Annotated in this window: 9 protein-coding genes; all 9 read left to right on the forward strand. The window is 42.6% G+C overall.

Annotated features, from left to right (window positions below; all coding sequences use genetic code 11):
• Window positions 1-277: 277 nt before the first annotated feature.
• The 9 genes from IRJ18_RS07060 to IRJ18_RS07100 all read left to right on the forward strand — a co-directional run bounded on the left by IRJ18_RS07060 (window position 278) and on the right by IRJ18_RS07100 (window position 15,472).
• Entirely contained in the window at window positions 278-3,418 is a 3,141-nt protein-coding gene (locus tag IRJ18_RS07060) for a SusC/RagA family TonB-linked outer membrane protein (RefSeq protein WP_194105491.1), read from the forward strand.
• A gap of 16 nt (window positions 3,419-3,434) precedes the next feature.
• Window positions 3,435-5,060, forward strand: coding sequence for a RagB/SusD family nutrient uptake outer membrane protein (locus IRJ18_RS07065; protein ID WP_194105492.1), 1,626 nt, complete (start codon window positions 3,435-3,437; stop codon window positions 5,058-5,060).
• A 19-nt stretch (window positions 5,061-5,079) separates the two neighbouring features.
• On the forward strand, window positions 5,080-6,003 hold the full coding sequence (locus IRJ18_RS07070; RefSeq protein ID WP_194105493.1) for a DUF5017 domain-containing protein: 924 nt from the start codon (window positions 5,080-5,082) through the stop codon (window positions 6,001-6,003).
• A gap of 10 nt (window positions 6,004-6,013) precedes the next feature.
• Window positions 6,014-7,447: a fasciclin domain-containing protein gene (locus IRJ18_RS07075; RefSeq protein WP_194105494.1), complete on the forward strand. Its 1,434-nt coding sequence runs from the start codon at window positions 6,014-6,016 to the stop codon at window positions 7,445-7,447.
• Window positions 7,448-7,575: 128 nt separating this feature from the next.
• A complete protein-coding gene (locus IRJ18_RS07080) occupies window positions 7,576-8,940 on the forward strand; it encodes a sialidase family protein (protein WP_194105495.1) in 1,365 nt (454 codons plus the stop codon).
• Between the two features lie 126 nt (window positions 8,941-9,066).
• Window positions 9,067-10,311 (forward strand): mandelate racemase/muconate lactonizing enzyme family protein, encoded by a 1,245-nt coding sequence (locus IRJ18_RS07085; RefSeq protein WP_194105496.1) that lies wholly within the window; start codon window positions 9,067-9,069, stop codon window positions 10,309-10,311.
• Window positions 10,312-10,319: 8 nt separating this feature from the next.
• Window positions 10,320-11,330: a D-2-hydroxyacid dehydrogenase gene (locus IRJ18_RS07090; protein ID WP_194105497.1), complete on the forward strand. Its 1,011-nt coding sequence runs from the start codon at window positions 10,320-10,322 to the stop codon at window positions 11,328-11,330.
• A gap of 2 nt (window positions 11,331-11,332) precedes the next feature.
• A complete protein-coding gene (locus IRJ18_RS07095) occupies window positions 11,333-13,663 on the forward strand; it encodes an alpha-amylase family protein (protein ID WP_194105498.1) in 2,331 nt (776 codons plus the stop codon).
• A gap of 72 nt (window positions 13,664-13,735) precedes the next feature.
• The gene (locus IRJ18_RS07100) at window positions 13,736-15,472 is read left to right on the forward strand and encodes a sialidase family protein (RefSeq protein WP_228072606.1); all 1,737 of its coding nucleotides are present in this window, start codon (window positions 13,736-13,738) and stop codon (window positions 15,470-15,472) included.
• Window positions 15,473-15,482 lie beyond the last annotated feature (10 nt).

A 15,482-nucleotide genomic window follows, 5' to 3' on the forward strand; every position in this document is an offset into this window, starting at 1 on the left:
ATTGCATATTTAGTTGGTTAATTTAATAAATAAGGTTGGGCGGGCTCCATATATTGGGCCCGCTTTTTTTTGCTATGCAAATTCCAATTAATCCCCTTACTGCCTATAAATAATTAGATATCAGCGTTTTTATTACGGTTGTGAAAAATAGTACCATAAATCTAATTAATAGTAGTAGAAGCCAGTTTTAATTAAAATTAAATTTGGTAAGCCAACTTATTTTACAATACAATATTTCATGAATGCTAATCTTATTCACTCATAAACCCAGGATTATATGCTCCAATTTTACAACCATAAAAAAAGCCTGTTATCTCTAATACTTTTAATCTTATCACTTACTGCTTTTTCGCAAACTTTTATCAGGGGGACAGTTAAGGATGCCAATGGGAACACCTTGCCAGGGGTAAGCGTGAAAGTAAAAGAAGCCGCCCAGGTAGGTGCGATAACTGATAATAACGGCGATTTTTCGATCAGATCAGCCCCTTCCTATAAAACATTGGTGGTTAGCTTTATCGGCTATAAAACCCAGGAGGTAGTTATAGGCGGCAGAACTACAATTGCAATTACCTTAGAAGACGCCCTGACAGGTTTGAATGAAGTAATTGTAACCGGTTATACATCGGTCGCCCGTAAGGATTTAACGGGATCAATAAGCACAGTTAACATGGCCGACTTGCAAAAAGCGCCTGTACAATCATTTGCCGAAGCATTAGGTGGCCGTGTACCCGGTGTTCAGGTAGTATCTCCTGATGGTAAGCCGGGTTCATCTCCAAGTATTCTCATCCGTGGCCTGGGCTCACTTACCCAGGATAGTTCGCCATTATATGTTATTGATGGCGTGCCGATTGAAAACCCGGATAATAATATGATCGATCCGGCTAATATTGAAAGCTTGTCGGTACTTAAAGATGCCTCGGCAACAGCCATATACGGTGCCCGCGGTGGTAATGGCGTAATTGTTATTACTACAAAAAGAGGACAAAAAGGCCCATCCAAGGTTGATTATAATGGATATTATGGCATTAACCAGCCCTATAAATTTTATAAACTGTTAAGCCCTTACGAGTTTGTCCGGTTAGCCTCCGACCAATTTGGCGCCGCTAATAATCCGTACTTAAACGGCGGCAAAACTTTAGAAAGTTATAGAAATGTTAAGGGAACCGATTGGCAGGACCTGTTGATAAGAACAGGAACATCTAATAATCATTCTATTAACGTTTCCGGCGGTAACGACAATACGATATATTCCATGTCTGGTAATTATATCAAACAAACAGGTATCGTCCTCGCGTCAGACTATACCAGGTACCAGGGGAAGATAACAATAGATCAGAAAGTGGGCAGCAAAGCAAAGGTGGGCGGATATTTAGCTTATACCGACAATATGACTACGGGTGGCGACCCATCACCAGGTGCAACATCTTCATTGTTTTTTAGTGCATATACTTATCGGCCTATAGCAATTCCGGCATTTTCCGATGTATTGATAGAAGATCAATTATATGACCCGGAAAATACCTATCCAACAGACAGCCGACTGAACCCAGTAATATCATATGTAAATGAATTAAGGAAGAGGATCAATAAGAATATTATCGGCAGCGCATACGTAGATTATAATATACTTAAAAACTTAAAGCTAACCATAAAGGGTTCCATTAACTCTACCGATTACCGGCAGGAAGTATTTAATAATAGTAAAACCAGAAGCGGCGGTCAGTATAGCGCCTTGGGTGTTAATGGGTCTGTTTTGAACGGGAATATAGATATCTATACCAATACTAATTTGCTTCAATACAATGCCGTATTTGGACAAAAACATCATTTAAACGTACTATTGGGTACAGACATTCAACAAACCAATTACAAGACCTTTGGCTTGGGTGCAACCAATATACCCGACGAAACATTAGGTATAAGCGGAATTGACGTAGGTATCGTACAACAAAACCTCGCGTCGGCCAGGCTATCAAGTAATTCATTAACATCGGGTTTCGGAAGTATCAATTATAATTTTGCGGGTAAGTATTATGCCACTGCTACTTTCCGTGCCGATGGTAGTTCCAAATTCATAAATAACAGGTGGGGTTATTTCCCTTCAGGGGCTATCAAATGGAAAATAAGTGAGGAGAAATTCTTTAAAAAACAATTCATTATCTCCGATGCCAACATCAGGGCCAGCTATGGCGCTGCTGGTAATAACCGTGTGGGTGATTTTGATTATGCCGCGAATTTAAATTTCACAAGCCAGTTATATTTAAACGGCAGCTTAGTGGGTTTAAATGCTGTAACCGGAACACTTGCTAACCCCAATTTGAAATGGGAAACAGATACGAAACAAAACCTGGCATTTGATTTAGGATTTTTTAAGGACCGCATTAATTTAACGGTAGATATTTATAAAAACAAAGTTAAAGATCTGCTTTATCGCACTCCGTTACCAGGTAATACTGGTTATTCATCAACTGTGAAAAATATTGCGAGCTTAAGTAACAGGGGTGTTGAAATTTCGCTGGGTGCCGACATTATAAAAAATAAAAACTTTGAATACTCCACCAACTTTAATATATCATTCAATAAAAACAGGTTAGAAGCACTCTCAGACCCAACAGAAGAGGGCATAACAACTGCTGTAAACTGGGATGCAAACTTCACAACCGTTCCGGCTTTTATATCAAAAATAGGTGGCCCGCTTGGCCAGATATATGGTTACATATCTAAAGGGTTATATCAATTAGAGGATTTTGACAAACTTCCAAATGGCACTTATTCATTAAAAGGGAACTTGCCGCTTAACGGCCCAACGGTTACCAGGGCATCAATGGTGCCGGGCATGGAAAAATACGAAGATATTAATGGCGATGGTATTATAAACGATAATGATAAAACTGTGATAGGCAATGGCTACCCTATACATGTTGGAGGCTGGAGTAATAACTTCCGTTACAAAAACTTCGATTTGAACTTATTCTTCCAATGGTCATACGGGAATGACATCATAAACGCTAACCGCATATGGTTTACTGGTGGTGAAATTACGTTCAGGTCAAATTACGGGCCCCAAAACGCTTTTGCAGATTATGCTAACCGCTGGACATTTACTAACACCAACACAGATATAGCAAGGGTAGGGCAAAACGCCTCGGTATACTCAACGCGGTATGTTGAAGATGGCTCATATATCCGCTTGAAAACATTTAATATCGGTTATAATTTTTCAAAAAAACTACTATCAAAATATAATATTACCAGGCTAAGGGTATATATCTCTGCCGCAAATTTAATCACTTTAACTGGGTATAAGGGCTATGATCCTGAAGTGTCAACTTATTCAACAGCCTTAAGCCCGGCGTTAGATTATTCAAGCTACCCACGGCCTATCACAATTACAGGTGGTATCAATTTAACCCTTTAATTAAACTATTGAAGCAATGAAAAAAATATTCATCACAAGTTTTATCACCCTTGCCATTATTTGCGGGGGATGTAAAAAAATATTGGATACCAAACCTCAGGACTTTTTATCACCCGATACTTATTTCAACAAAGCAGCCGATGCGACTGCGGCATTGAATGCAGCATGGCAAATGCTGACAAAAAAAGAAATGTATGGCGGTACTTATCAGTTTCGGTATGAAACAACCGATGATTGTTACACCAATTTGTCACAGAATTTTCCAGCAAACCTGGGTATCGATGCAGCAAACTCGCAATATGCTGTTAGATGGAATTATCTATATCAAACCATTCAATATATTAATATTTTACTGGTTAACCTGCCACGTGTACCTATGGATGAAACCCAAAGAGGGATTATACGTGGCGAAGGTTTGTTTTTACGCGGTTTCCTTTATTATGAGTTAGTAAAAGAATGGGGCCCGGTTCCATTACGGTTAACACCCACTGCAGACCCTAACGATGTTAATCTGGCGGGTTCGCCAATTAAGGATATTTATGCACAGGTGTTAAAGGATTTAACAGAGGCTGAAGCATTAGTGCCAACCACGGCGAGCGCTATGTATGGTGGCGCTGGTTATGCGGCTAAGACTACTGTCGAGGCTATACTGGCGCGTGTTTGCTTAAGTATGGCTGGTTTTCCCCTAAATGATGTTTCAAAATACCAGGACGCCAAAAATTGGGCACAGAAAGTAGTCGATTCGCATGAACATGCTTTGAACCCCGATTTTACGCAGGTTTTTATAAACTACGCAGCAGGTATTATCGACAAAAAGGAATCGCTTTGGGAAATTGATTTTAATTATGTTGCCAGCAATTCGGCCGCGTCAGGTTATATTGGTTACCTGGATGGTATTAGAAACTCTAACGTGCCTTTCGGTAATGCATCAGGTCAATATGGTGTAACCAGGAAGTTAATTCTGTCATACGGCCCGTATAGCGCCAATAAAGACCTGCGCCGCGATTGGACCTGCACTCCATGGTTTTGGACTGGTAACGTGTCTACTGCGGACTTACCTGCTAATAAAACATTTTTTACATCCGCACAACTTTACGAGCGATATTTTGCCAAATTCAGGTTATACTATTGCCCGCTTCCTAATGCCGTTTCTGGTCAAAGCCCAATTAACTGGCCAATGGTGCGCTATTCCGACGTTTTATTGATGTTGGCTGAAGCCGAAAATCAGTTGAACGGCCCTACAGCGTTAGCTTATTCCTGCATTAACCAGGTGCGGGAAAGGGGATGGGGCAAAATGTTACCAGGTGCGACCAATATTACGGAAGCCGATGAACCTGCAGGCTTATCTAAAGACGCATTTCAACAGGAAATACAGATGGAGCGTTTCCGCGAACTGGCGGGGGAGGCTTTAAGAAAACAGGATTTGATAAGATGGGGGATCTTTGTATCCAGCATCAAGGGATTACTATCAGACATACTTGATACAACTGCGCCTGCCGAAACTAACCGGGGTACCGCAAGTGGCAGTGCCTATTTTGCAGTGAACGCTTTAAACAAGGTATCAGACCGCGACCTTTTGTGGCCAATGCCGGCTTCTGAACTGCAGTATAATAAGCTGCTGGTGCAAAACAAAGGTTGGTAAATAATAATCACATTATATTATGAGAAAATATTCAACATATCTATATAAATATTACCTGGCTATAACAGTAGTGGCACTGGTATTTTCATCTTGTAAAAAGCAAAGCATACTTACACCAAATTTTGATGTAACTGTGGCCAAAACCACCTTTAATGTGGGGGAGCCTATTGTATTCAGCTTTACAGGTACTGCTGATGTAGTGACATTGTTTTCGGGCGCCAGCGGGGCGGAATACAGGTATAAGGACCGGATTACAGCTAACGGTAAACCACAAATGCAGTTTACCTCATACCGTACGGGTGCAAGTACCCAAACCAATACGCTCAGTGTGCTGGTGTCCAGGGATTTCACCAATGTTTATGATATAGATAATTTGCAGAAGGCAACGTGGACAGATATTACCTCGCGTGCAACTTTATCGACAGGAGTGGATAATACACCATCGGGTGTAATTGACCTGAGCGATCAGTTAACGCCAAATGTGCCGGTATATATTGCTTTCAGGTATACCGCAAAAAAAGACGCTGCTGTTGCACAACCTACGTGGGCAATTAAAAATTTAGCTGTTAATAATATTGCGGCCGATGGTACCAATATCCCTATAGCGGCACAGGCTGCCACTAACGGGATTGCCTGGGGGACGTTAAGTGTATTAAATTCTGCAAACTTATGGAACGTTACTACCACCGTATTAACATTTACCGGTGGGGCCATTAATGCCGATGACAACGAGGACTGGGTGATCAGTCAGCCTATACAATTAGACCGGGCGCCGCGTGCTGTAGGTGTAAGTATTAAAACCAGTGCGACAACAAGGCTAACCACTTATACTTTCGCGGGTTATGCAACTGCCGGAACTTATACAGCAACATTTGAAGCTATAAACGCTAATAAGTGGGATGAAAAATCAACGGTAAAGGAATTTACTTTCACCGTTAAATAACACAGATGGTATGAAAATCGCAATTAATATAACCAGGGCCATAGCGTATGCCATAATGGCCATATTTGTAATCAATATAACAGCCTGCAAAAAGCTGACCTCGTATGATTATCCATCAGCTACAGGCACACCTTATGAAATTATAAGCAACGATGGTAATTTTTCCACCTTTAAATCAGCAGTTGATAAAGCAGGTTTAGCAGATATGTTAAGTGGAAAAGACGAGTATACCATATTTGCCCCTACTAATTCGGCATTTATTAATGCAGGCTATACAGCAGCAGTACTGCAAGCAATGCTAAGCGCCGATGTAGCCGTATTGGTTAAAAATCATATCGTTTCAGGTAAAATTGATGTTAATACGTTAAGTACCAGTCAAAACGCAACTGCAGTAAGCGGGTTCAGTCTTAATCTGCAAAAAATAGGGAATTTAAAGTATGTAAACGGCGGGGATATCCTTAATCCAAGCATGCCTGTAACAAACGGATTTTTAAACGTTACTAATACCTTATTGACATCAAAAGCAACATTAAATGATGCCATAAATACCTATGTAAATTCAGGGAATGCGCAACTTACTTATTTGGCGGCGGCCATTGCACGCGCCAGCACAGGCAGTACAAACTTTACAGCGTTGCTCACCGGAACGACTCCTTATACATTACTGGCCCCTAATAATGGTGCTTTTATTGATGGTGGGTACGCTACAATAGCAGCAATAAATGCTGCCGCGCCCGATGTTTTAGGCAATATTTTAAAATATCACTTAATTGCAGGTGCTAAATTTACTACTGCTTTTGATAGCGTGCCTGTTACGGCTTATAACGGAAACCCGATATATTTTGATAAAGTAAATAGAAATATTAGCCCTACTGTTACACAGGCTACAAATATAACCGCTTGGTATGCTAATGGGATAACCTTTGGAAATGGTGTACCTGCTAATATTATGGCTAAAAATGGTGTTTTGCATATGGTTTCCAGGTTGTTGCCTACGCCAGTGACGGTAACAACATTAGATCGTATTAACACTGATGCCACACTTACCATGTTTTATGCATTGATACAACGCGCCAGTACAGCCGATCCAAAATTTAATTTTGCAACAATGCTGGCTGACCCATTACATACCTATACAGTTTTTGCGGTTAATAACACTGGATTACAAGCTGCAGGGTACGCTAATGTAGCAGCAATTAATGCTGAAAATCCGCTTACCCTGGCTGCTATTTTGAAGCTCCATATCATTCCAAAAAGGATCAATAATATCAATATTGCTGATAACGGGGCTGTAACAACCATTGCAGGGACAAATATTACTTTCTTATTAACAGGCGGCTTTAAAGTCCAGGGGCCGTCAAACTCAACATCAATACCGGTAATTACCCCAAATGTGGTAACTACCACTGGTTTGTTGAATATTATTGGCGCGGTAATAAAATAGCAGCAGTCAGGTTGGCCGCGTAGCAGCTGGATCAGCATATTTCGGGTTTATCTGGTGATTGGAATAAAATGCTGTTTCAGACCAGTTATTTGCGTCAGATTAATAAGTAAGATGGAAGTAAACTACCTATGATGAGAAAAGACATATTGTTTTTTGTTTGTGGTTGCCTGTTATTTGGCTGTAATACCTCAAAAAAAGTAATTAATAATGTACAAACTGTCGAAGAACCAGGCTCACGGTTGTCTGTTCCTCTTGTCTTAGAACAAGGCGTACCGGTGTATAGCGTAACAAAAATAAACTATAAGCGCAATAATAAACCCGTATTTAATATCCTGTTTGGCCAACCTGTAGTAGTAAGCGTAGCCTCAAAACCCGAAAAATGGGGCTTTTTCCAGTTCCCCAAAATAGGTTATAAGCAAAACGGGTTATTGCAAGCTAAATGGAACATGAAACCTGATGCTATGTCGGCCTATGGCATGGATAACTCGGGCTCTGCCACTTCAGCAGACGGCGGTAAAACATGGAACTTGCAGGAAAAAGATGAAATAACCCCCGAGGTTACACTACCTAATGGCGACAAACTGCAAATATTTACCCCAAAACCCATAAAAACAGATAGTCTGAATATGCCCAAACCTTTATTAACGGGCGCATCAACCGATACCTATAATGCCAAAACAGTTTACAACTATTACCGGCTTAATGATTTACCGGCCAACTGTCAGGCAGTATATATTAAACGCCTGAAAAAAGGTGAAACCGAATGGAAGGATGAGCAGGATAAATTATATGATGCTAAAGCTGCAAGGCACACCACAAAAGGGCTGTTGCCTGTGGTTTGGTGGGGCGATATGCATATCGCCAATGATGGATCTGTTATTGCAGGTATATATCCTGGTAGTTTAATAAGGGATAATGGCACTATAGATCCAAAGTCGGGCGTATTCTTTTACCGCTCTACAGATAACGGGCATTCCTGGTATATACAAGGCAGGATACCTTATCATGCAGATACACTTGCAGATGTTAAAGGCAATAAACGTATGGGCTTTACCGAGCCGGCATTTGAAATATTAAAAGACGGGACATTTTTATGTGTTATCCGTACTACCGATGGTGTAGGCATTGGGCCAATGTATGCCAGCTATTCAAAGGATATGGGTAAAACCTGGACCAAGCCCCGGGTTATTGCGGCAAATGGCGTTTTACCGCGGTTGTTACAATTAGATAACGGGGTGGTGGTGCTGTGCTCGGGTCGACCCGGGGTACAACTACGGTTCTCTGAAAATGGTAAAGGTGACACCTGGACCGAACCGTTTGAAATGCTGCCGTTTGTAAATGAAAAGGATGAGGTTTCCTGCGGCTATACTGGTTTGATCCCTACCGGTGAGGATTCTTTCCTGATGGTTTATTCGGATTTTAAATATAAAACTCCTGATGGGAATATCAGGAAAGCGATTAAAGTTCGTCAGGTTACAGTCAAACCCAATTAGCCTACAATGGCATCTTACAAAAAAGTACTATCAATACAAATGAAAGTATTATTAATGCTTATCCCGTTAGTTTAAATTTGATTAGTACCACGCCGGTGTAATGTTACCGGGTAATGTTTCTATCAGATGAAAATTGTTGACGTAAAAACTATTTTGCTTACCGGCCCCTGTACCAATGACCCCTACCTTTCAGAGGCACGTAAAGTACGCAGTGCGGCTTTTATTGAGATAAAAACCGATAGCGGTTTAACCGGGCTTGGAGAGACTTATGCGGGATATTTTTTTCCGGAGGGTGTGCCCGAAATAGTAGAGTTTTTTAAACCTATACTTTTAGGCAATAACGTTGATGATATCCCGGGCCTTTGGGCAAAAATGTACCATTGCGGCAATTTTTGGTGCCGTGTTGGCTTGGGCGCCATAGTACTTTGCGGTATTGAAGCCGCACTGTGGGATTTGAAGGGAAAACAAGAAAACCTGCCGGTATGGAAACTGCTGCAGAAAAAATGGAAACCGGAGTTCACTACGCCTACAATTATCCATGATAAATTGCCCTGCTACGCCACCGGCGGGCCAAGTAACTACCCGCTGGATAAATTGGCAGGTAAAATAGATTTTTATAATTCCTTAGGTTTTAACGGGATGAAGATAGGGGCTGGTGCATATTATAAAGACCAGGGCTTCAACATTCCATCGGATGCTAACGAGGCTGCCGACCTGGAATCGGAGAAAATGGCTTATCTACGTCAGCAATTTGGTAATAACCTGTGGCTAATGATGGATGCCCACATGGGCAATAGCGCTGTAACCACCTGGGGATTGGAAACAGCTACGGCAGTAGCTAAGGCGATGGAGCCATTTAACTTATATTTCCTTGAAGAACCATTACATTATACCTGCCCTGATCTTTATAGCGAATTGTGTAAAAACACCACAACGCCTATTGCGGGCGGTGAATGTTTAACCGCTGTTTGTGAATGGCAGACATTTATAGAACAGAAAAGCTTCCACATCGGTCAGCCGGATGCTTCTTTTACAGCCGGGTTAGACCAATTTATGCAGGTAGCCGCCAGTTTAGATAAAACCGGGCGCAAAATAGCACCGCATGCCTGGGGCGCAGGCGCATCGCAAATGCAGAATGTGCATTGTGGTTTTGCCTGCCCTAATACAACGATACTGGAAGTGGCGCCGGCTTATGGGCCATTGCACAGCGAGGTGATTGGCGATAGCCTGCAAATAAAAAATGGCTATGCGTTACCACCAGAAAAACCGGGCTTAGGTATTGAGCTTACTGAAGCCACTATAAAACGCTTCCCGTTTGAGCGCGGCACCGGCGAATTTAACAGCGTGCCCGGTAAAATTTTAACCAAATAACATCGGCTATGAACATATTGATTGATATGCCTGTACACGAACCTTCGCTACAAAAGCTGAAGGGCATAGCTGGTGTAAATGTAAAGTTGGTAAATCCACCCGAAGAAAGGGTAAGACCGTTGCCTAAAGAATTGATCGCTGACGCCGATGTGCTGTTTTGCACTTTTCCACCAGAGAACCACGCAGAAATGGAGAAGTTAAAGTTTGTCCAAATCAGTTCAGCAGGATATAAGCAACTGATGGGCATCGGGTTAAATGGACGAGGGGTAAAAGCAAGCAACGCGTTAGGTGTATTTGATGTGCCTATTGCCGAATGGAATGTGGCGATGATGATAAATCTTGCCCGTGATATGCGCGGCATGATGCACAACCAGGATAATGCCATATGGGACCGCTCCGCACGTTTCCAGCACGAAATACGGGGTAGTGTTGTTGGCATATGGGGTTATGGCGGTATAGGCCGCGAAACCGCCCGCCAGGTAAAGGCTTTGGGAATGACTGTGCATGTACTAAGCAGGAGTGGGGTAAAACCACGCAATGATATATACAGCGTTGAGGGTACCAGCGATAAGGAAGGCATACTTCCCGATAAGGTTTTTTTAATGGATGAAAAGGAAGCCTTTTTAAAAGGGCTCGATTTTTTAATTATAGCAATGCCACAAACCGATACCAACCAGGGAATTGTCGGCGAGGCTGAACTTAAAATGCTAAAACCAACTGCCTACCTGTTGAACCCCGCCCGCGGCCCACTGGTTGACGAACAAGCCCTGATAAAAGCGTTAAAAAATAACTGGATTGCAGGCGCTGCGCTGGATACACATTACTATTATCCAACCCCGCCCGAACATCCGCTGTGGGGCATGCCGAACGTGATCTTCACGCCGCATATATCAGGATCAAGCCTTAGCCCAAAGTTTTTGGAGCGGGTTTGGGACATTTTCGTGCAAAACGTAGAACGACTTAGCAAGGGCGAGCAGCTACTTAATGCACTTTCACCATCAGACTTAAAAGACAATTGAATATGAGCAATGAAAGCCGGTCGCGCAGGGATTTTATTAAGAAAACATCATTAATCGGTGCAGCTATTCCTTTGGCCGGTTTAAGCAATGCAATTGCTGTTGAGCATTCATCTGCGGAAAACATAGTAACCCCAATGTCATCGCCTGGTGGTGTTTATGACATAAGTATCACTGACAAAAAAATAAATATTACAGCCGGGATATTAGCTCGTCAAATTGATATCAGCAATAATAACTTCATAATCCAACGGCTGCGTGTAAACGGGACAGAAATATTATCGGGTCCGGCTAACGATTTTCAGTTTAGTATTTACAAAGCTACTCCAAATACACGCCCAGCCGGTCTGAAGCTGACCAATGAGGGTAAACTAATTTGGGCTGATAATTCAGCAGTAACTGATAAGGCCGATAACCAGCCGGTACAATGGAATGAAGTGTGCCAAATAAACGGCAAAATACTTTCGGATAGGTTCAAAATTGTTGATACCAATATTAATCAGCCCAAGCCTGGGGTAACCCGTTTAAATATAACAGCGCTATCTCTATCCGCGAATGATTTAAATGGCCTTGCTATAAATGTTTACTATGAAATATATGATGGCTACCCAGCTATCCGTAAATGGATATCGGTTAGTAATAACAGTGCTTTATGGCTTAAAATAGATAAACTGTTTATCGATGATATCAATCTGGCATCAGAGTACGCCAACGCCATACCACTTACCCCCGAAGAACAAGGCGCGGAAAGCAGCATTATATCATTCAGTAATAAGCAAAACACCCTGGGCATAATTGCCGCGAGTGAAATTCCATCGGCTACAAGAAAAATAAAAAAGAACGGCGCCATGGGCTACACCGACGAGTTTTTTGAGTGGGTGATAGGCCCGTCAGAAAGCTTTATATCTGAACCTGTTTTTCATTTTGCTTATAGTGGAGATGTACTGAAAACAATTTCAGGCATATCAACACCGCTGGACCGCGCTACCGAAAGACCATTTAAAAATTTCTTAAAAAATTGTGTAGGTCTGCGTGGTTCATCAACCGCGCTTCCGGCACCCATATGGTGTTCTTACACCAACTTTTTGGTTGATCTTACCGACCAAAACATGCGCCAGCAAGCTGACATAGCCCAACGTATAGGCTTTATTACTTTTCAACTGGATGAAGGCTGGGCCAAAACACCAAGCCCTGGTGGCTCTGAAGCCGACCCCGCACGCTTTCCGGACTTTGATGCTACCTGTAAGTATATCATTTCAAAAGGATTGAAACTGGGTTTGTGGATTTCATGCTTCCGTGGCACGGATGCTAAAGACCTGGTGGCCATGCCTGATGGACGTAACCTGCCGTTGTTCACCAATACCAAACGTGGGTACGGGATGAGTTTTGCAAGTAACTGGCGCAATTATTTTGCTAATGACCTGGCTTATATGTATGGCCGCTATGGTATGAGTTACGTAAAGATGGACTTAACCAATATCAGCAAAGGTGATATTGCGGATGGCCATGATAGCCGGACCAAAAAGGAATCGCTACTGCGGGGGCTGCGCGGGTTACTGGAAGTTAATAAACAACTCGCCGAAACAACCCCAGAGCTATGGACACAGGTTACACACGAAATTTATTGGCGTACGCCCGGTCCCCCTGCCGATATAGCTGTACTTAAGTATGCCTGCGCTTTCCATACTACCCCTAATACTTATTTAGGTGCGGGCAATGGTTCAAAACGGGTGAGCCAGGACTGGCCTTATGATCCGTTAAAGCTTCGCGCGGACTTAATTAAAAGCTGTGAACAGGCAAGGCACCGGTTTTTCGATCATCGCGGGTTACCTGCTTATGGGATAGAGTTTTATGCGGCACATGCCGTAAATGTGAAAGGTAGTTTAACCCCGGCCGTCCAGGACCGGCAGATCTGCAGCTGGTTAATGGGGGGGCCTACCGTTTTCGCAGGCGATCTGTCGTCACTTACCGATGAGCATATTTTGCACTACCGCAAACGGTTCGACCTTTTAAAAATGCTGCAAAGTAAATATGATATATATGGGCATTTTCAATTTAGCGGCGTGCCTGTGCCTACAGATACCGACTGGCATTGGTGGGGCAAACTAAACGATAAAGGCTACGGTGTGGTGGTAGTGATCCGCGGTAATGGCGGGGAAGCCGCACGTTTCATAAACGTACCCTGGGCCAACCGCAACAAGAAATATGTGGTTACTGCACATTTTGCAAACAAAAAACTGGGTGTATATAGCGGCGAAGCATTAATTAATGGGGCAATAAAACTTAATCTGCCGGTTTTGGGACAGGAAATTCTGGAACTATCTCAAACAAGCTAATCATCAAAAATAAAATTGTCAATAATGGTAAAAAATAAATTATGGCTGCCTGTCATGTGCTTATTCATATGCATGGGAGCTTTTGCACAGGAAAAACAAAAGGTTGAAGGCTTTGATTCGGTGCAGTTTAGTTACAACGCGAATACCAAAGGGACTGTCAGGGATTTTAGGGGAGCATCAAAAGGCTATATGACAGCCGGTTGGTGGGCTCCCGGACAAATGAAAAAAAATATCCTGTCGTGGAAAACAGCCGTAGTGCCGGAAAAACAAGCGACAACCTTTGCGTTTATTGGTTCAAGCTCGGTTTTGCCTGCCGAAATTTCTATCGGGCCACAGGTGAAATTAACTGTTAACGGCAAATATGCCTTAACCTTCACCTTAGGCAGGCAATTGGATTATACCTGGAAAGAAGGTGACTACGAGCTTAAATTTATTAGTAAGCGTGTGGAATTCCCTTACACCAGTTCGCATAGGGAATTCGATTTAAACGGTATCAGCGGTATTTATGAATTAAGCGTGCCTGCATCGGCAGTTGAGGCTGGTAAGGCAGCTGTTATTGAAGTAGAAATTTTACCGTTTGAAAGATGGCACAATGGCTGGTTTATGGTTAAAAACCGCAAAGATGTATTAAGCGCAGGGACAATTGCCAGTTTAAAAGCACAATTGGACGGCATGCAGCAGGATATTAATAACCTTAACGAGCAGACCCACATCCTGGCCACCAGGCTTTACAGCAAAATGCTGGGTAATGATAAATTTGAAGAGCATATCATCTATACCGATGGTTACCGGCACTTACACCCGGCAGATCTGATCAGGCTAAAGAACGGCGATATCCTGATTATGGCCAGGGAAGCTACCGAGCACTTTGCTAATGATGGTGATGTAATTATGCTGCGATCGAAAGACGGCGGCAAAACCTGGGGCGAAAAACAAACTATTATTGGTACAAAAGACCTTGATGAACGTGAAGGTTGCGGGATACAACTGAAAGACGGAACCATCGTAGTTGGTGTATTCTATAATGACCATTATATCCCTGATGGGACTTACAACTGGAATGGCAAAGTAAAACTGCCCGAACTTGACAGGCCGCGCCTTGGTACCGAGTTTATCTCATCAACAGATAATGGTAAAACCTGGTCAAAACCTACTTTTTTGAATATAAAGGGTATGCCTTTTTCAGGCGTGGAAGGGCCTACTGATGCACCAATTGAAATGCCTGGCGGTTCAATCATTATGGGTGTAATTGGATACGGGATAAACGGTAATTCACATAACGTCGGCTCGGTATTACTAAAATCGACAGATAAAGGTAAAACCTGGAAATATGTTTCAACCATAGCAGGAGACCCGGATGGTAAATTTGGTGGGTTGGTTGAACCTGGAATAGTGCGTACCAAAACAGGCCGCATTATAGCCGGTCTGCGTACCCATGCCGATGAGAATGCCATTATGATGACCTATTCTGACGATAATGGCAAAACATGGGTACCGGCATTTAAAACAGACATGATCGGCCACCCGGTTGATTTGATCCAGCTGTCAGACGGCAGAATAATGGCCAGCTATGGTGTCCGCGAGGGGGTAGGCCGCCATGTTGAACCGGGCGGTATAAGGGCATGTTTTAGCAGCGATAATGGTAAAACCTGGGACATAAAAACCGAAGTGCAATTACGCAGTGATTTTATAAACTGGGACGAAGGCTATCCCGAATCATTGGAAATGCCGGACGGGCGGGTAATGACGGTATATTATTTTAACCTCTTTGGAAAATATTTTTTAGGGTCAACATTCTGGAAACCTTAATAAACATTGC

This window comes from Mucilaginibacter boryungensis (assembly GCF_015221995.1).
Lineage (GTDB): Bacteria > Bacteroidota > Bacteroidia > Sphingobacteriales > Sphingobacteriaceae > Mucilaginibacter > Mucilaginibacter boryungensis.